This window comes from Methylocystis suflitae (genome assembly GCF_024448135.1).
GTDB lineage: Bacteria > Pseudomonadota > Alphaproteobacteria > Rhizobiales > Beijerinckiaceae > Methylocystis > Methylocystis suflitae.
The window spans coordinates 15,277-30,513 of the sequence record NZ_JAMRYX010000241.1 but is presented as its reverse complement, the minus strand read 5'-3'; the positions used below and the strand labels follow the sequence as shown (position 1 = coordinate 30,513).

Sequence of the window (15,237 nt, the reverse complement as noted above, 5' to 3'; positions counted from 1 at the left end):
TCACGACATGCGTGGGTGTTTTCGACAGTTTTGACGCAAACATCGTGCCATGCCGCCCTTATGCCCTTAGCATCATGAAAACAACGGCCTGCAATTGTCTCGACATCAGCGTTGGCGCGCACGCTTGATCAACTCTTGCGCCTTCTGCCGTCTCCTCCGGCGCCGCAGCCCGATTGATCGGCGACCGGCTCCATCCAAACCGCGCTCTCGCCGCAACCGACATTGATGTCGCCTTGCCGAGGCGGCGCGATGAGTTGCGATGCGCTTAGCATCACGCGCATCGTAACAAACCGGTAGCGGAATTGCAGGCGTTTCCGCGCCTTATGCGGCATTTCGCCGCCATGACGCGTTTGTCGCGCGCAGTGCTTTCTGCACTCCCGATGCGCGCGCAGCAATCTTTCGATGATTTGGCCAGGGAACGTCGGAAAGCCCATCCATATGTACGAGCTGTTTCTCAAAAGCTCAGCGGCGGGCGGCGACCCGCTTTGGTTGAATGTAGTCGAAGCTGACGCGCGGCTCCGTCGTGAAGGACATGATCGCGCTGCTGCCTAGATTTGTAACATATTGGATAGTTATTGATCGGTAATGCAGAAGGCGTGTGATATGCGCCGCGCCGCGCCGATGATATAGACGCGATCGTGCAGTCCCATTTCATCGAAGGAAACCCGGCTCAAGCGGCTGATTATTATGCCGCAGCCGTAGCGACGTCGGGCGCCGTCGAGGGAGGCCATAGCGATAACCACTTATCTTAGGAGCCGACGGCATGAAGATTTCCGCGCGTAACTGCCTTCCCGGGACGGTCAAGCACATCCAGAAGGGCGCAACCACGGCGCATGTGACGATCGACGTCAACGGATTGACGGTCACAGCTTCAATCACCAACGAATCCGTCGAGGAACTTGGACTCCGCGAAGGGTCCAAGGTCAAAGCGGTCATCAAATCGTCGGATGTGATGATCGCGGTCGACTAACGGTCGTGGGCGGCCGATGGACGCTATTGCGCCGGAACGCGCGACGGCTTTCCATCGGCGTCGACGAAGGGAAACAGCCCAGACTGGAAACATTGCGTCATGTGGGCGGCTTTGGCGATCGCCTGCTCGGCCTGCGTCTTCGGCAGCGCTTCCTTGGCGCTTTCGCTAAAGAGTTCGAGCCAGCGCGTAAAATGCTGAGGCTCGATCGGCAAATTAATATGCGCGGCGAAAGGCTGGCCCTGATAGCGCTCCGTGCCGAGCAAGGTCCTGGACCAGAAATTCGCGACGATCCCCATATGTTGGTCAAGACCGTCGATCGTCGCAAAGATCGGAGCCAACAGCGGATCTTCGGCGCCCTTCGCGTAGAACCGACGCACGCAATCGTCGATCGCGATCTCTAACTTGTCGCGTTCGGCGCCGTCCTCTATCGGCGGAATGGCGGGCTCCATGGCGACCTCCCTGCAATAAACCTCGAGTGGCGGTTGTTCCGGCGCTAATGCATGTTCAGAACAGTCCGCGGGATTGTGACGGCCTTTTTCCTGGCGCTCAGCAGCGCGTCGACCTTATCGCGCAGCAGTTCGATCCGCAGCGGCTTCGCCAGAAAGTCGTGTGCGCCCGCGGCGACGCACTCCTGGCCAAATCCGCTCGAAATCTGATCGACGATGACGATGATTTTGGTTTCGGGAACGCGCGCCAGAAACTCCTGAATGAGATCCAGGCCGTTGACGCGAATGACGCCTTCGGCAAGCATCAGCAAGTCCGGCCTTATTTGTTCCGATTTTGCGAGCGTTTCGGTCGCGCTCGCGAGTTCATGCGCCTCATATTCGTCGTGGAGCATGAACTCGATCGTCGCGCGAAAGCTTTCATTGTCATCCACGACAAAAACGCGCTTGCGTTCGATGACTTTCGCCACCTTTACGCCGATCTGCATGGCAGCCTCGCGCGGTGATTGACTCACGATGGTGAAGCAAGTCGCGTGCCGCACGCGACGCCAAGCGCTGCGACCGGTGCGATCTCCAAGGCTTCGAAACGCGATTTGCGGACCATCGCAGGCTGTCAGCGGCGATAGCGCTGACGACATTGGCGCGCAGCAAACAGGCGAATCCTTCCGCCGCAGTTCTAAAGCGCGCGGATCTGCGCCGTTTGCCGCGCATTGAATAATATATTTCGTCGAAGTAGAGCGCGTAGTTTGGAATTAAAACGCTTCCAAACTACGACCGTGTGGCAGAAAGGTAACATTTGCAAAAAATAATATGTCGTATCTGTCTGAAACTATACAGATTACAAGACTTCCATTCGGGCCTTTCATCAGTTGACCGCGATGACCGCCAAATCTAGCTTCGATCAACTTCTTCGCACGACGCGAAACTAGACAACGCATAACTCCTCCTTGTGGTTCCCGATGAGCGACGTCAAATCTCCAATCTCTCTACGAATGATGATGCAGTCGCTTCCGCGGACTCGTGCTGGAGATCTGACATCGGTGAAGGCGCTGAGCGTTGCTGCGGCGCTTGCGTCGAGCGTCAGCGCATCGGCTCTAGCGCAGTCCGCTTCGACGACGCTGCCGCCCGTTAAAGTCGATGCGCCGCAGGAGAAGCCGCGCGCGGCGGCGCCGGCGAAACCCAAGCCCATCGCCGCCGCTCAGCCGCAACTGGCGCGTCATGCGGCCGCCAATCAGGCCTCGGGGCAGCGTCGCGGCGCGCCGGGCGCTTCTAGCGCCGGCGGCCAAGGCGCGGGGAATGGAGGCCTGCCGATCTTCGCGACCGCGCCAAACGCCAATCCTTACGCTGATCCGGTTGCGCCCTATAAAGTCGACCGCCTGTCTTCGCCTAAATTCACTGAGCCGGTGCTCAACACGCCGCGAACGATCACGGTGCTGACCAAGGAAGTGCTCGATGACAAGAACGCTTTCACGCTGCGTGAAATCGGCCGCAGCACGGCGGGCGTGACGCTGGGCACGGGCGAAGGCGGCAACGCCTTCGGCGATCGCTTCTTCATTCGCGGCTTCGACGTTCGCAACGACATTTTCGTCGACGGCGTGCGCGATCCTGGCGTCAGCATTCGTGAGAACTTCTATACCGAGCAGGTCGAAATTCTGCGCGGGCCGGGGTCGACGTTTGCCGGCCGTGGCACTGCCGGTGGCGCGATCAACATCGTAACGAAACAAGCGACCGATCGCGATTTCGTCGAACTCAAAGCGATTGGCGGCTTTTCCGACCACATGAAGCGGGTGACAGCCGACGTCAACAAAGTGATCAGCCCGATCCTCGCGGTGCGCGTCAACGCTCTTTATCACGACTCGAATGTCGCCGGCCGCAGCTTTGTCACCGACTATCGCGACGGCGTCGCCGGCTCAGTGGTGTTCAAGCCGCTCGATGACCTGACGCTGACCGCTCAATACACGCATGTCTATCAGAACGGCTTGCCGGACTTCGGCGTGCCGTATAACCGGATCTGGAATAGGCCGTTCCCCGAAGGCGTTACGCCGCGCTCCAACTGGTATGGCTTCCTCGATCGCGATTTCCAAGTTGCGATGCAGAACTTCGGCACATTCACCGCGCATTATCGCTACAACGACAACCTCGTATTCGACAATCGTTTCAGGCAGAGTCGTTCTGTTCTAGATTATATCGGCTCGTTGACGCAAAGCGCCGACCTCTTTCGGGGCACGGTTAGAATCGGCGCGCAAAGCCGCTACCAGGTGGTGAACACACTCGACAACCAGACAGAGGCGACGCTTAAAGTCGAAACCGGCCCTGTCAAGCATGCGCTCGTTGCCGGTGTGGAATTCGCCCGCGAAGGCGTAACGCGCACCAATTATCAGGGCCTCGCCTCCGAGTTGAACGGGATTCCCACCGGCAATACGGTGACCTGTAACCTCTATCTCCCATGCACCTATCTGCCGTTCCTCAGCACGCCCTACCGCAATACCAATCCGACGCGGATCGCGGTCGACACCAAATCGGGCTATCTGATCGAAACCGCGAACTATCAGGATGTCGTAATCGTGAACGGCGGCGCGCGCTTTGACGATTACAACATCACGAACCGCACGGAGACGCTTTCGACTTTCGCCAAGAGCCATTCAGGTCTGTTCAATTGGAACGCCGGCGTCGTCTTCAAGCCGTTGCCGAACGTCAGCGCCTACGCGGCCTACGCCACCTCGGCGACGCCCGTCGGAGCGGAGCTTGACGGCGGCGCGGCGAATTACGGCGGCCTGACGACGGCGTCGCAGATCTTTGCTCCCCAACTCAACAAGGCGGCGGAGGTCGGTCTGAAATGGGAGCTGTTCGACAGGCATCTCCTCGCGACAGCAGCCTTCTTCAAGACGGATGTGAGCGGCGCTCGAGAAGTGAACTCCGGCGTCACCACCGGCGACGCGTCCTATTACGTCCAGGGCGTCGACTTAGAGGTTGCGGGCAATATCACGGATAAGTGGATGGTCCTTGGCGGCATCGTGGTGATGGACTCGCGGGTGACCAACTCCTACGCGCGAACAAATATCGGTCTTCAACTCGCCAATATCGCGCATGAGTCCTTCAGCCTGCTGTCGAAGTACAAATTCGGCGACCTGATCGGCCTCGCGCCAAACGCGCTCGAATTCGGCGGCCAGGCCATCTATCGTTCCAGGATCTATGGCGGCAACAATATTGTCGCCAATGGCGGCACAGCGTTCAACGCTTTTGGCTTGCCGGCGCCGACGGCCGCCAATCCCTTCCTGAACGTGCCCACCGTCCTGCCTTCGTACTGGCGCTTCGATGTTTTTGCGGAGGCGAAGATCGGCCCTAACATCACGATGAAGTTCTCGGTCAACAATCTCTTTGACCGCACGATCTATGACGCCTTCTATCAGACGGCGACGCCCTTCGCGCAGATGTCGCCCGGGCGCTCCGTCTATCTCGAAACGAGCATCTTGTTTTAAGGGAGCGCTTCGAATGCTTGCTCACATACAGGGCGCGCTTGATAGGAAGGAGGTCAATGCCCTTCGCGAGGCGATGGCGCAGGCGACGTGGGAGGATGGCGCCTCCACCGCCGGGGCGAACGTCGGCGAGGCGAAGCGCAACGAGCAACTTCCGCCCGACTCTGAAATCTCGCGCGCGCTCGGCAAGCGGCTGCTCTCGTCGCTCCTCGCCAATCCCGCTTTTGTTTCAACGGCTGTGCCGCTGCGCATCTATCCGCCATTGTTCAACCGCTACGGCGTCGGCGACCACTTCGATCCGCATGTTGACAACGCGATACGCGGCGACGCCATGACCGGCGCGCGTATCCGCGTTGACCTCGCCGCGACTGTGCTTCTTTCCGATCCCGAAGAATATGAAGGCGGCGAACTGATCGTTGAAGACATCTATGGCTCAAGGCGCTTCAAGCCGCCGGCGGGCGATCTCATTCTATATTCGGCCGGCAGTCTGCATATGGTGACGCCTGTCACTGGCGGCCTACGTCTCGCCTCATTTTTGTGGCTGCAAAGCATGATCCGCGCCGACGAGGCGCGCAGCCTCGTTTGCGATCTCGACGAATCGATACAGGAGCTCGCGCCGCGCGTGGGCGCGGACGATCCGGATCTGCGTAAGCTGGCGACCGTCTACCACAATCTCATCCGCTACTGGGGAGAAGCATAGCGCTGATGCTTATTTGCATACCCGAAGTTCTTTCCAAGCAGCAGGTGGCCTTTTTTCGCGCGGCGATGGACAGGGCGGCGTGGGAGGATGGCCGCGCGACCGCCGGTTCGCAGTCCTCTCTGGTGAAGAATAATCTTCAACTGCCGCAAGCCGGCGACGTCGCGCGCGAACTTGGCGAATATGTGCTCGAGGCGCTTGCGCAGTCGTCGATGTTCGTCTCAGCGGCGCTGCCGCACAAGATTTTTCCGCCGCTCTTCAATCGCTATGGCGTTGGGCACAATTTTGGATTGCACGTCGACAATGCGATCCGCGGCATTCCCGGGACGCCGATACGCATTCGCACGGATCTTTCTTGCACGCTGTTCCTCTCGGAGGCGGACGAGTATGACGGCGGCGAGCTTGTGATCGAGGATCGTGTCGGGCGGCAGGAAGTGAAACTTCCGGCAGGCGATCTCGTGCTTTATCCTTCGACGAGTCTTCATCTTGTCAAAGGAGTCACACGCGGCGAGCGCATCGCCTCGTTTTTTTGGATGCAGAGCATGATTCGAGACAATGTGGCGCGCGCTTTGCTCTTCGATCTTGACCAGGCCATCCAATCCCTGACGACTCGGCTCGGCGCCGGCGATCCTGCCTGCGTCAAATTGTCGGGCGTTTATCACAATCTGATTCGAACATGGGCTGAAGCATGAAACGTCCCTTGCAGTATCTCGTGATCTCAATCATCGCGCTTCTGGCTGCGCAGAGCGTCGCAGCCGCACCTGGGTCGCAAGCGCTCGACGCTGCGATTGCGGCCACCAAGCCTCATGATCTTTCGGTGTGGACGATGTTCGTCAACGCCGACATCGTCGTGAAGTTCGTAATGGTCGGCTTGCTGCTGGCGTCCGTCGCGACATGGACGATTCTCATCGCCAAAACGATCGAACTGAAACGGTCGCGCGAGCGCGTGATGACAGCGATCAGCCGCCTCTCCGAAGCGCGCGGCCTCTCCGAGGCGCGGCTGGCGCTTGGCGGCGGCGACCGTTTGACGCAGGCGCTGCTTGGCGAGGCGACGCGGGAAATGAAGCTTTCGTCCGATATTCTTGCGGCGCCGGGCGTGAAGGAGCGCATTGCAGCGTCCTTCGCGGAAATCGAGCGCGCTGAAGCGCTTTCGATCAAGCGGGGCACCGGACTGCTCGCCTCCGTTGGATCGACGGGGCCCTTCATCGGACTGTTCGGCACCGTCTGGGGCATCATGAACAGCTTCATCGGCATTTCCAAAGCACAGACCACCAATCTGGCTGTCGTCGCGCCCGGCATCGCCGAAGCGCTGCTCGCGACGGCGATCGGCCTCTTCGCCGCCATCCCGGCGGTGCTCATCTACAATCACCTTGCGCGCCAGGCGTCGGCCTATCTCGAACTGGTTTCCAATCTCTCCGGCGAATTGCTTCGCATCGTCTCGCGCGATCTCGACCGCACCGGACATGCCGCCGCCAACAAAATTCATGCGGCGGAGTAGATCATGGCCGTTCATCTCAAAAGCGATCTTGAGGAAACGCACGAAATTAACGTCACGCCGTTTATCGACGTGATGCTCGTGCTGCTCATCATCTTCATGGTGGCGGCTCCCCTCGCCACCGTCGATCTTCCGGTCGATCTCCCGGCATCCAACGCCGCGCCGCATGAAAAACCCGACAAGCCCATTTACGTGACGATCCAGGGCGACATGGCGCTCGCCCTGGGCGAGACGCCCGTCAAACGCAACGAACTCGTTTCGGCGCTCGACGCGCTCCTGGGCGACAAGTCGAAACGCATCTATTTGCGGGCCGACTCCAGCGTGCCCTATGGCGAGATGATGGCGATCTTGGAGCGTCTGCGCGCCGGCGGCTATTTGCGCGTCGCGCTCGTCGCGCTCGACGCCGGCGGCAAGGAGCAGGCAACGCCATGAGCGCCGCCGCCGCTCTCCAGAAGCCGCAATCGAACGGCAAGCTTTGGGGCGCCGCAGTCGCTCTCGCCCTGTTTCTGCATGTCGGCGGCGCCGTCGCCGCGCTGGTGACCTTGCGAGGCGATCTCGACGAGAACGCGTCCGGCGCGCCGGCGATCGAATTGTCTCTCGAGCCCGCCGCGCCGCGCGACGCCGAGGCGGCGGATCTGCCGCCCGGACCCCTCTCAGACGAAGCGGCCGCCGCTGCGCCTTCCGTCGCCGCATCAGAGGCGAAGGAGACGAATGAAGAGCGGATCACCCACACCGAATCCGAAGACGCCGAACTCACGCACAACGTCCAGCCGGAGAAGCCGATCGAGCAGGAGAAGGCACATCAGGCGCAGCCGGTCGTCTCGGCTGAGTCTGCCGCTTCTGAGGCGACTGCGCCGCCCAAGTCCGACGCCGACCGACAGTCCGACAGGCCAGTAGCGCCTGTTCAAGGGGCCGACGCCGTGGCCAACGCCGTGAAGCTCACATGGCAAAAGGCCTTGCTCTCGCATCTCAACCGACACAAGCGTTATCCGGGCGCCGCCGGTCGCCGATCCGCCGAAGCGAGCGTTTCCTTCACGCTCGACAGGCGCGGCCATGTCGTCAGCTACAGCATCAAACGTTCTGCTGGACATCCACTCTTCGACGACGCTGCGCTGGCGATGATGAAGCGGGCCGATCCGGTCCCGCCGCCGCCGCCGGTGATCGCGGACGAGGGTCTGACCTTCGAAGTGCCCGTGCAATTTCGCATCGGCAAGAAATAGCTGCGGCTCAATCGAACGGCGGCGATCAGACGATCGCCGTACGCTTTCCGAGCCGCCGGCACGACAAACTCAGCTGCGACTAAAGCTTGTGGAGATTAGTTTGGAGTTCTCCACAACGCTTATTCGCGGCTAAGCTTTTCTATTCCTTAAAAAATTTGGAGCATTGTCGGAACAGATTTTCGAATCGGCGCTTCATTCCCCGTGTGGAGAGCTGCTCATGCGGCCACATGAAAACCAAGCGAGACTGACAGAGACGACAATGAGAGGAAACCGATACACACCCGATGCGGTTGACTTGGAGCCGAGCGTGAGGCGGCTCGGTGAGCAGCTTAGACGCCAATTTTCCGATATTGCTTTGGAGCCGCTGCCGGACGACATGCTCACTCTGCTGGAAGAGCTTAGCGAGGTAAGCGCCGCCGAGTGAAGTGTGGCGAAGTTTCTCGAAGCTCAGTGCATCTTGTTCGGACGATCAGTGAAGTCCAGTTTGATCAGAAGACCTTTGAGGTCATCGGGTACCGGCTTTATGATCAAGTCGAGATATAAAAGCGAGAAGCGCTTTCCAAGCGCCTCGCTCATCGAGCGCCGGAGCAGCGCTCTCTTGCCTTGTCTACGGTCGAGTTTCGGAGAAGCTGCAGTCATGGCGAACGCGCCTCCTGCTTGAACAGCGACCGCCACGCGGAGAGTTCACCGCGCATGTCTTTGCCCGCGGTCATCTGTTCGGCTTCTCGAACCGTAAGGCGTAAAGCAACGCCGCCTCGCACCGTGCGCGACCTGCCGCGTTTCGATCGATATTCGACGGTGAACGGGCGAACGGTTTTCTTCATCGATAGACCTTCGTCTTGAGGACGCGTCTATAAAACCTCGGCGCCAAGCCAGATGTTCCGACGCGCCGAATGCTGGACGCGAATTGCTGGACACATTGCTCGCGTCGCTTTTGAAATGAAAACGCCGGCGAGGGCATCTCGCCGGCGTTTTGCAATGATGCGCTGGAGCTAGTGGCGAGACATCCAGTTGTCGACCTGCTCCTTCGCCTTGTCCTTGGCGACGCCGTAGCGCTCCTGGATCATGCCTTCGAGCTGCTCGCGGTTCCCGTTGATGCGCGCGATGTCATCATCGGTGAGCTTGCCCCATTGCTCTTTCACCGTTCCGGTGAATTTCTTCCAGTTGCCTTCGACAGTGTCCCAGTTCATGAATTCCTCCTGGTCAGGAGGCGGCCGCAATCGCGGCGGACGCCTTGGAAAGCCGAGCCCGGGCCTGGCTTCCACCACCATTAAAACCTTTCACCGGCTCAGATGTTCCTTGAGGACTGTGCTCTAGCCAAAAATTAGCAGTCTAGTCCATGTCTGGAGGGATCATTCCTCGCGCGCCAGGCTTAAGAATCCTTGCCCGTGCTACACGCGTCCCAATCTCAGATTCGCGGCCGGTTCTTTGCCAAAGTCGGTCGCTGATTACGGCAACCCGTTACGCGATGTTCTTGAGCAGCGCGTCGCGCGCCTCGACGATACGACGGTACTGTTCATCGCTGCCGCCGGCGTCGGGATGGGCGCTCTTGGCCAATTGCCGGAAGGCGGCGTTGATCTCCGCAAGATTGAGCAGGCCATCGAATGGCAGCCCTAAAATTTCGCGATGTTCATGGTCATCGTCGATATCCGCCCGAAACAATAGCGTCCGGCGCTTTTCTCGCGCCTCGAGACGCAGAGCGAGCTGATCTTCCTGCCATCGCTGGCGCGACATAACGAGACATTCGCCAAAGGCAATCCGCCCCAGCGTTTCAAGTTCGTCAAGGCTGAACGGCCCCACGACGCCATAGGGCGCCGCCAGAGACGCCTTCCTGCCGCTCTCGTCCTGCTGGATATCGCCGATGGTCGCCATATCCAGTATTCCCAACGAGCCATTCCAGACGACCCATTGCTCTTTGTCCGTCATACGGAGCGCTCATGCCTGAACCGGCCCCGCGCGTCGCTTTTTTTGTACAAAAGCGTTCACGAGAGTTGAGCGATCAGCCATGCATGTTCGAAGCCAAAGGCGCAGGCTATGCGTGAAGACCAGCGGCGGGACCCCGCTGAGAATGAGACGATCGCTTGATGTCGAATTCCGCGCCACGGCGTCTTGGCTTGAGCCTTGCTTGTTAAGCGGTAACGGGAGCAGGACTCGGTGCTTGACGCGACACAGACACGCAGCCTCACGACGGAGAAGGACCTCGAACATCCGATCGAGGCCGTTTGGCGCGCGATGACAGATTCCGAATGGCTCGCCGTTTGGTTCTTTCCAAATGACGTTGAGCCGGTTGACGGCCACAAGTTCACGATCTGGAGCCGCCCGATCGAGCGTTGGGACGGCGAGTTCAAGTGCCAGGTTCTCGCTGTGGAGCCCGGCCGTATGTTGCGTTTCAGCTGGTCGGGCGGCGACGATGAGCTGAAGGGTTTTGGCCGATACATCGACACGACAGTCACGTGGACGATCTCGCAGCTGCCGAATGGCGGCACGCATTTTGTTTTTACCCAGGACGGAATCGACGCTGCCCCCACGGCGGACGCGGTCTACGACGTCATGCTCAAAGGCTCGCAGAGCGTGTTGAACTCTCTTGCCAAAAGACTCCCCGACCTCATCGAACACGGCGCCTGAAACGCCACGCTTGCCCGAACTCATCGGAGCGGCGACCAATGGCGAGCTCAGAGCAACATGTCAGCCACATTCTCAGATTCGACGAGCGAGCCTGACGAGCCCATCAAACGCACCGTCACGGGTGACGCATGCGTGGTGGGTGGGCCACTCGACTTTTCCGGCGCATCGCTCTTCTTTTCAGAGAATTCCATGGGATCGGCGCTCTGCACGAACGCGCCAATAGGCTCGTCGCAATCAGAGCCGGACGCAGCGGCGCTTTCCGATGCTTTATGCGGGAAGATTTCGCCCGTTTCTTTTGGCGACCGCGTGCTTTTGCTTCCCTCCGAGGGCGACGCCTGGCGTTCCGCCGTCGAAATGGCTCGCCGTTACCATCGCGTCGTCGGTCGCCCCAAGCGCCGCCGGTTCATTGTCTGCGTCGGGGATGCTGATGGAACGGAGAGCCCTCCGCCTGGCCTTGAAGACGATGATGAGATCGTCATTCTCCGAACCGACGATCACGCCGCAGTGCAGGCGGAAGTCGGCGTGACGACTGCGGGCATTCTGATCGCTCCGGTCAGGACCCGAGCCGGGTTTGAGGTCGTCCCGGGAAGCGTGCTCGCCAGACTGCGCGAGACCGCAGACGAATATGGGCTCATACTCGGTTTCGACGAAACCTTCTGTGGCCTCGGCCGTTCAGGCATGCTTTGGGCGCATGAATGGACCGGCATCACCCCGGACCTGATGATCGCTCATCACGCGCCTGCAGACGCCCCGCCGCTGGCTGCGCTCGTCGTCACGCAAAGACTGGCGCGAGGGGCGCTCGGCGGCTCAACGCTTGCTGACGGGGCCGCGCTTCTGGCCGGGCACGCGCTTATGGACGCTCTGTCGACGCCTGGCTTTCAGGAACGCGTGCAGAGCCGAAGCTGGTATCTCGAAGACCAGCTGTCGGCGTTGTTTTACCGGCGTCGCGCAGCCTTTACGGCGCTGGGGGGCCTTGGACTGATGCAGGCGCTAACGCTCGCGGCAGACGCGGAGCCCATGCGCTTGAAGCTGGCCGAGCACGGGCTCCTCACCCGCGCGATGGGGTCGGTCCTTGGTTTATTTCCTCCGCTCACAGTCGAGGAAAGCGACATCGATGCGGCGGTATCCTGCATCGATATGGTTTGCGCGCAGGAGGAACGATGAGCGCGCGAGTCGTTTGCCGCTGCCTCACTGAGGCGGACGTTCCGCCAAATCCGGCGGGAACAGAGTCGGCGCCTCTCGGCGCGGCCTCAGCGACGCGCTTTGCTCGAGCGCGCGCATTCCCTCAAATCCTGGCGGACCGTTCAACATCATGATCGAGATAAATGCGCCTGATCCAAATTTACGAGTCATCGGGCGAGACCCTGTTCCCCCCGCGCTGCGGCGATTCATCTGGGACATTCAGTCCATGGTCGAACTCGCCGAAAGCGAGCGGGAGATTTTGCTGATCGGCCGCGATCTCATGGCCCGGCTCTTCACGACGGACGATTGGCTGCCAACGGTCTTCGCCGTCCCAAATCCCGCCGGAGGCCAGCAATTCCAGATTTATTACGACGTGCTGGATCGCTTTTCCGTCGTGAGCACAATTTTGTCGGGCGGCGCCTGCGTGACAATCTCTCAGCCTTCCGTTTGGGAGATTGCGGGCGTATTGCGCGGCGCCGTCAACCGCCAGCAACTTGATGCTTCTTCGACGAACAGCGCGCAGGCCGGCGCGTCCCGTCTATTGCAAGCGCGCGCTGTGGAGGCCCGCTCGTCCGGGAGCGGGGAGGTCTTGGAGCTTTGCAACGCGCTGGATGATCGGACATCCATCATCATCCATGTCTATGGGGGCGACATCGGCCAGATCAGTCGCCGTTCCGGCTCATCACAGGGGAGCATGAACGCGCAGCCATTAGGCTACGCCAATACGGAAAGCGATCCTCCCTACGACATCTTTTCAATTCAAAGCGAGATCCGGGATTGAGGAGCCTGACTCCATAGGAAGAATGTATGTCTATGAGGGATCGAAATATTCGATCTTTTGGCCTGGATCTCTGTTCGGGCAGGGGATTTCCTTGAACAGAACTTCGGCGAAGGCCTTCAGGCCCGTATTCGTGCGCAGAGACAGGCGATTGGGGTCGGACGTCCAGCTTTGATAAGTGACGATCCCACGGGTGATGCTGATCACCGTGTATTTTTCCGAGTTGGCTTCGCCGCCCTTGGTCCGATAGCACTTCCCGGGCAGAACGCTTTCTTCCTTCATTGGCATGGATGCTCACCCTGCATCTTGGCGCTGCGTGCATGGCCAGCGAGCAAGTTCCAGACCATATAAAGGTGTGCCGGGCGCGTTCGCTGCAACGCCATCGATGTTCGAAACCGTGCGGGGCGAATTAAAAACCGGTCGCATCCTCCGGGGCGATGCGGATGGACATCCCATCCAACGTGTCATCGAACTTGATTTGACAGGCGAGACGCGAATTGAGTTTGCGATGGCTGGCTGTCGCAAGCATCCGGTTTTCTCCGGGTCCGGAGTCGGCCATTTCAATCCCCTCAGGCAGGGTGAGATAGACATGGCAGGTCGCGCAGGCGCAGCTGCCGCCGCATTGCGCGACCAGCTCTTGGACGCCGGCGCGCCGGATCAATTTCATCAGCGAGACGCCATTCTTGCCGGTGATTTCCTGTCTGGCGCCGTCTCTGGTTTCAAGAGTGAACTTGGCCATCTTTGTCCATCCGCCCGAAGTCGTCGGCAATGTTTCGCTGGCGGGGCAACGCGGAGCGCGTCACGATCCCAAATTCAGTGACGCGAAATCAGGGCAAACCGCATGGCGACTGTCTGCAAGGCCCTCTCGCGCGATGAGCGTCGTCGCAAGGCCCGCCGACTGTGCGGCGTCCAATTCCTCCCCATCGCCCGACAGCGCTAGCACCGATTCGGAAGGCAAATCGAGACGCTCACAGATCGCACGGTAGGAGGCCGGTTCAATTTTCTGACCGATGGATGTGTCGAAGAACTCCTCGAACAGGCTTGTGAGGTCGCCCGAGGCGCTGTGGCTCAGCAGGAGTTGCTGCGCCAATCTCGAATTGGACGAGTAAACAAACAGGCGACGGCCCGATGCCGCCCATGATCTCAGCGATGCTGCGACGTCGGGATAAAGCTCGCCTTTGATCGCGCCCGCCTCAAAACTCTCGCGCCAGATCAGGCCCTGGATCGTCTTCAGCGGGGTCGCCTTGCGGTTCTGCTTCATCCAGCGCAGCAACAGCGCTTCGGCTTCCTCGAGCTTCAAGTCGAATCCGCCAAGAAGACGTCCCGTTTCCTCCAGGGCGTCTTCCACATCCGGGTCCGAGGCATGTTCCGCGATGAAGGCGCCAAGCCGCGCCTGCGCGAGCGGCGTGAGCGTCCCGGTCGCGAAACCCATCGGAACGGCGGCGCCTTCGAGTTCGATCAGGACGGCGCGTACCTGTTCATTCATCGCGGGCCCGTATGGTGTAGAATTGTCGCAGTCGCGCCACGGACCGCCGATGCTTCAGCCGTTCCCAAAGTTGGCTCTGGCAAGCATCATATGTGCCGTGTCCTCCGCGCGAGGCTCCAAGGCGATTGTGTCGCTCCCTGCGCCACATCGACGAGGTGCGAACCCAGCGGGGCGGCGCGACGTGTTCGCGGCGTCGGCGATGGCGAGACAATTGTTCGGAGGCCCCACAATGGCTCCAAGCTCGGAAGAATTGAAAGCGGTCACGGGCGGCACGCTGCAACATTACAATCAGCGCGCCGAGGCGTTCTGGGAGGGAACGCGCAGCCACGACGTCACACAAAATATCGCGGCGATGCTCAGCCACATTCGCGGTGAGCCTCCTTTCACCTTGCTCGATTTCGGTTGCGGGCCAGGACGCGATTTGAAGGCGCTCGCCGAGCTTGGCCATGTCGGGATCGGGCTTGATGGAGCGCTGCGCTTCGTCGAAATGGCGCGCATTCACAGCGGTTGCGAGGTGTGGCTGCAGGATTTTCTCGCGCTCGATTTACCTGAGCGCCACTTTGACGGAGTCTTCGCTAATGCGTCGCTGTTTCATGTGCCGCGCAGCGAATTGCCACGCGTCCTGCGCGCGCTCCACGCCACTCTGAAGCCGGGGGGCATCCTGTTCAGCTCCATTCCGCATGGGGCGGATCAGGAAGGATGGAGCAATGGACGCTATGGCGTGTTTCACGCTCCCGAAAGCTGGCGCGCGTTCGGGACGGCGGCGGGCTTCGTCGAACTCGAGCGCTATTACAGGCCCAGCGGCGCGCCGCCGGGCGAACAGCCCTGGCTGGCGAGCGTATGGCGGCGCGAATAGGTGCTGGGA

General features: G+C 60.2%; 22 protein-coding genes. 12 read left to right on the top strand and 10 right to left on the bottom strand.

The window, feature by feature from the left end:
* Nucleotides 1-128 precede the first annotated feature (128 nt).
* Nucleotides 129-332 (bottom strand): hypothetical protein, encoded by a 204-nt coding sequence (locus tag NEI07_RS18700; RefSeq protein ID WP_256036740.1) that lies wholly within the window; start codon nt 330-332, stop codon nt 129-131.
* 431 nt (nt 333-763) lie between these two features.
* On the opposite strand from NEI07_RS18700, the gene NEI07_RS18695 reads away from it, so the two are divergent.
* Nucleotides 764-970, top strand: coding sequence for a TOBE domain-containing protein (locus NEI07_RS18695; protein WP_014892067.1), 207 nt, complete (start codon nt 764-766; stop codon nt 968-970).
* A 23-nt stretch (nt 971-993) separates the two neighbouring features.
* Here the strand turns inward: NEI07_RS18695 and NEI07_RS18690 are convergent, their stop codons facing one another.
* Together NEI07_RS18690 and NEI07_RS18685 are read right to left on the bottom strand one after the other, a co-directional pair.
* Nucleotides 994-1,419 carry a group III truncated hemoglobin gene (locus NEI07_RS18690; RefSeq protein ID WP_256036738.1) on the bottom strand — a complete coding sequence of 142 codons (426 nt, stop codon included), beginning with the start codon at nt 1,417-1,419 and terminating at the stop codon, nt 994-996.
* A 44-nt stretch (nt 1,420-1,463) separates the two neighbouring features.
* Complete coding sequence (locus tag NEI07_RS18685; protein WP_256036735.1) at nt 1,464-1,901, bottom strand: response regulator; 438 nt, start codon at nt 1,899-1,901, stop codon at nt 1,464-1,466.
* A gap of 471 nt (nt 1,902-2,372) precedes the next feature.
* On the opposite strand from NEI07_RS18685, the gene NEI07_RS18680 reads away from it, so the two are divergent.
* From NEI07_RS18680 to NEI07_RS19815, 7 genes are all read left to right on the top strand, one after another.
* The gene (locus tag NEI07_RS18680) at nt 2,373-4,892 is read left to right on the top strand and encodes a TonB-dependent receptor domain-containing protein (RefSeq protein WP_456152486.1); all 2,520 of its coding nucleotides are present in this window, start codon (nt 2,373-2,375) and stop codon (nt 4,890-4,892) included.
* A gap of 13 nt (nt 4,893-4,905) precedes the next feature.
* Nucleotides 4,906-5,589: a Fe2+-dependent dioxygenase gene (locus NEI07_RS18675; protein ID WP_256036734.1), complete on the top strand. Its 684-nt coding sequence runs from the start codon at nt 4,906-4,908 to the stop codon at nt 5,587-5,589.
* Nucleotides 5,590-5,594: 5 nt separating this feature from the next.
* Nucleotides 5,595-6,278, top strand: coding sequence for a Fe2+-dependent dioxygenase (locus NEI07_RS18670; protein WP_256036733.1), 684 nt, complete (start codon nt 5,595-5,597; stop codon nt 6,276-6,278).
* The gene (gene exbB / locus NEI07_RS18665; RefSeq protein WP_256036732.1) at nt 6,275-7,084 is read left to right on the top strand and encodes a tonB-system energizer ExbB; all 810 of its coding nucleotides are present in this window, start codon (nt 6,275-6,277) and stop codon (nt 7,082-7,084) included. Before NEI07_RS18670 ends, exbB begins: the two co-directional genes overlap by 4 nt.
* A 3-nt stretch (nt 7,085-7,087) precedes the next feature.
* Nucleotides 7,088-7,513, top strand: coding sequence for a TonB system transport protein ExbD (exbD, locus tag NEI07_RS18660; RefSeq protein WP_256036731.1), 426 nt, complete (start codon nt 7,088-7,090; stop codon nt 7,511-7,513).
* The gene (locus NEI07_RS18655) at nt 7,510-8,301 is read left to right on the top strand and encodes a TonB family protein (RefSeq protein ID WP_256036730.1); all 792 of its coding nucleotides are present in this window, start codon (nt 7,510-7,512) and stop codon (nt 8,299-8,301) included. The genes exbD and NEI07_RS18655 overlap by 4 nt, the downstream gene beginning before the upstream one ends.
* Before the next feature lie 217 nt (nt 8,302-8,518).
* Nucleotides 8,519-8,725: a NepR family anti-sigma factor gene (locus NEI07_RS19815; RefSeq protein WP_407659945.1), complete on the top strand. Its 207-nt coding sequence runs from the start codon at nt 8,519-8,521 to the stop codon at nt 8,723-8,725.
* 23 nt (nt 8,726-8,748) lie between these two features.
* Here NEI07_RS19815 and NEI07_RS18650 read toward each other — a convergent pair whose 3' ends face one another.
* The 4 genes from NEI07_RS18650 to NEI07_RS18635 form a co-directional block, all read right to left on the bottom strand.
* Complete coding sequence (locus NEI07_RS18650; RefSeq protein ID WP_256036729.1) at nt 8,749-8,940, bottom strand: hypothetical protein; 192 nt, start codon at nt 8,938-8,940, stop codon at nt 8,749-8,751.
* Entirely contained in the window at nt 8,937-9,125 is a 189-nt protein-coding gene (locus NEI07_RS18645) for a hypothetical protein (protein ID WP_256036728.1), read from the bottom strand. Before NEI07_RS18645 ends, NEI07_RS18650 begins: the two co-directional genes overlap by 4 nt.
* 168 nt (nt 9,126-9,293) lie before the next feature.
* Nucleotides 9,294-9,491, bottom strand: a complete 198-nt coding sequence (locus tag NEI07_RS18640; RefSeq protein WP_256036727.1) for a CsbD family protein — start codon at nt 9,489-9,491, stop codon at nt 9,294-9,296.
* 271 nt (nt 9,492-9,762) lie between these two features.
* Nucleotides 9,763-10,227 (bottom strand): J domain-containing protein, encoded by a 465-nt coding sequence (locus NEI07_RS18635; RefSeq protein ID WP_256036726.1) that lies wholly within the window; start codon nt 10,225-10,227, stop codon nt 9,763-9,765.
* 228 nt (nt 10,228-10,455) lie between these two features.
* On the opposite strand from NEI07_RS18635, the gene NEI07_RS18630 reads away from it, so the two are divergent.
* The 3 genes from NEI07_RS18630 (at nt 10,456) to NEI07_RS18620 (ending at nt 12,889) form a co-directional block, all read left to right on the top strand.
* A complete protein-coding gene (locus NEI07_RS18630) occupies nt 10,456-10,926 on the top strand; it encodes an SRPBCC family protein (RefSeq protein WP_256036725.1) in 471 nt (156 codons plus the stop codon).
* A 306-nt stretch (nt 10,927-11,232) separates the two neighbouring features.
* On the top strand, nt 11,233-12,090 hold the full coding sequence (locus NEI07_RS18625; protein ID WP_256036724.1) for an aminotransferase class III-fold pyridoxal phosphate-dependent enzyme: 858 nt from the start codon (nt 11,233-11,235) through the stop codon (nt 12,088-12,090).
* A gap of 148 nt (nt 12,091-12,238) precedes the next feature.
* Nucleotides 12,239-12,889: a cysteine dioxygenase family protein gene (locus NEI07_RS18620; protein WP_256036723.1), complete on the top strand. Its 651-nt coding sequence runs from the start codon at nt 12,239-12,241 to the stop codon at nt 12,887-12,889.
* A 30-nt stretch (nt 12,890-12,919) separates the two neighbouring features.
* Here the strand turns inward: NEI07_RS18620 and NEI07_RS18615 are convergent, their stop codons facing one another.
* From NEI07_RS18615 to mtnC, 3 genes are all read right to left on the bottom strand, one after another.
* Nucleotides 12,920-13,168, bottom strand: a complete 249-nt coding sequence (locus NEI07_RS18615) for a hypothetical protein (protein WP_256036721.1) — start codon at nt 13,166-13,168, stop codon at nt 12,920-12,922.
* 127 nt (nt 13,169-13,295) lie between these two features.
* Nucleotides 13,296-13,625 carry a 2Fe-2S iron-sulfur cluster-binding protein gene (locus NEI07_RS18610; protein WP_256036719.1) on the bottom strand — a complete coding sequence of 110 codons (330 nt, stop codon included), beginning with the start codon at nt 13,623-13,625 and terminating at the stop codon, nt 13,296-13,298.
* Nucleotides 13,626-13,685: 60 nt separating this feature from the next.
* On the bottom strand, nt 13,686-14,372 hold the full coding sequence (mtnC, locus tag NEI07_RS18605; protein WP_256036717.1) for an acireductone synthase: 687 nt from the start codon (nt 14,370-14,372) through the stop codon (nt 13,686-13,688).
* A 229-nt stretch (nt 14,373-14,601) separates the two neighbouring features.
* On the opposite strand from mtnC, the gene NEI07_RS18600 reads away from it, so the two are divergent.
* Entirely contained in the window at nt 14,602-15,228 is a 627-nt protein-coding gene (locus NEI07_RS18600) for a class I SAM-dependent methyltransferase (protein WP_256036715.1), read from the top strand.
* Nucleotides 15,229-15,237 lie beyond the last annotated feature (9 nt).

Bases quoted from the DNA above. Each gene is read 5' to 3' on its own strand.
- NEI07_RS18645 (WP_256036728.1), bottom strand. From the start codon at position 9,125: ATGAAGAAAACCGTTCGCCCGTTCACCGTCGAATATCGATCGAAACGC.
- NEI07_RS18695 (WP_014892067.1), top strand. From the start codon at position 764: ATGAAGATTTCCGCGCGTAACTGCCTTCCCGGGACGGTCAAGCACATC.
- NEI07_RS18670 (WP_256036733.1), top strand. From the start codon at position 5,595: ATGCTTATTTGCATACCCGAAGTTCTTTCCAAGCAGCAGGTGGCCTTT.
- NEI07_RS18640 (WP_256036727.1), bottom strand. From the start codon at position 9,491: ATGAACTGGGACACTGTCGAAGGCAACTGGAAGAAATTCACCGGAACG.
- NEI07_RS18675 (WP_256036734.1), top strand. From the start codon at position 4,906: ATGCTTGCTCACATACAGGGCGCGCTTGATAGGAAGGAGGTCAATGCC.
- NEI07_RS18700 (WP_256036740.1), bottom strand. From the start codon at position 332: ATGCCGCATAAGGCGCGGAAACGCCTGCAATTCCGCTACCGGTTTGTT.
- NEI07_RS18620 (WP_256036723.1), top strand. From the start codon at position 12,239: ATGATCGAGATAAATGCGCCTGATCCAAATTTACGAGTCATCGGGCGA.
- NEI07_RS18685 (WP_256036735.1), bottom strand. From the start codon at position 1,901: ATGCAGATCGGCGTAAAGGTGGCGAAAGTCATCGAACGCAAGCGCGTT.
- exbD (WP_256036731.1), top strand. From the start codon at position 7,088: ATGGCCGTTCATCTCAAAAGCGATCTTGAGGAAACGCACGAAATTAAC.
- NEI07_RS18635 (WP_256036726.1), bottom strand. From the start codon at position 10,227: ATGACGGACAAAGAGCAATGGGTCGTCTGGAATGGCTCGTTGGGAATA.
- mtnC (WP_256036717.1), bottom strand. From the start codon at position 14,372: ATGAATGAACAGGTACGCGCCGTCCTGATCGAACTCGAAGGCGCCGCC.
- NEI07_RS18650 (WP_256036729.1), bottom strand. From the start codon at position 8,940: ATGACTGCAGCTTCTCCGAAACTCGACCGTAGACAAGGCAAGAGAGCG.
- NEI07_RS19815 (WP_407659945.1), top strand. From the start codon at position 8,519: ATGCGGCCACATGAAAACCAAGCGAGACTGACAGAGACGACAATGAGA.
- exbB (WP_256036732.1), top strand. From the start codon at position 6,275: ATGAAACGTCCCTTGCAGTATCTCGTGATCTCAATCATCGCGCTTCTG.
- NEI07_RS18600 (WP_256036715.1), top strand. From the start codon at position 14,602: ATGGCTCCAAGCTCGGAAGAATTGAAAGCGGTCACGGGCGGCACGCTG.
- NEI07_RS18680 (WP_456152486.1), top strand. From the start codon at position 2,373: ATGAGCGACGTCAAATCTCCAATCTCTCTACGAATGATGATGCAGTCG.
- NEI07_RS18615 (WP_256036721.1), bottom strand. From the start codon at position 13,168: ATGAAGGAAGAAAGCGTTCTGCCCGGGAAGTGCTATCGGACCAAGGGC.
- NEI07_RS18610 (WP_256036719.1), bottom strand. From the start codon at position 13,625: ATGGCCAAGTTCACTCTTGAAACCAGAGACGGCGCCAGACAGGAAATC.
- NEI07_RS18655 (WP_256036730.1), top strand. From the start codon at position 7,510: ATGAGCGCCGCCGCCGCTCTCCAGAAGCCGCAATCGAACGGCAAGCTT.
- NEI07_RS18690 (WP_256036738.1), bottom strand. From the start codon at position 1,419: ATGGAGCCCGCCATTCCGCCGATAGAGGACGGCGCCGAACGCGACAAG.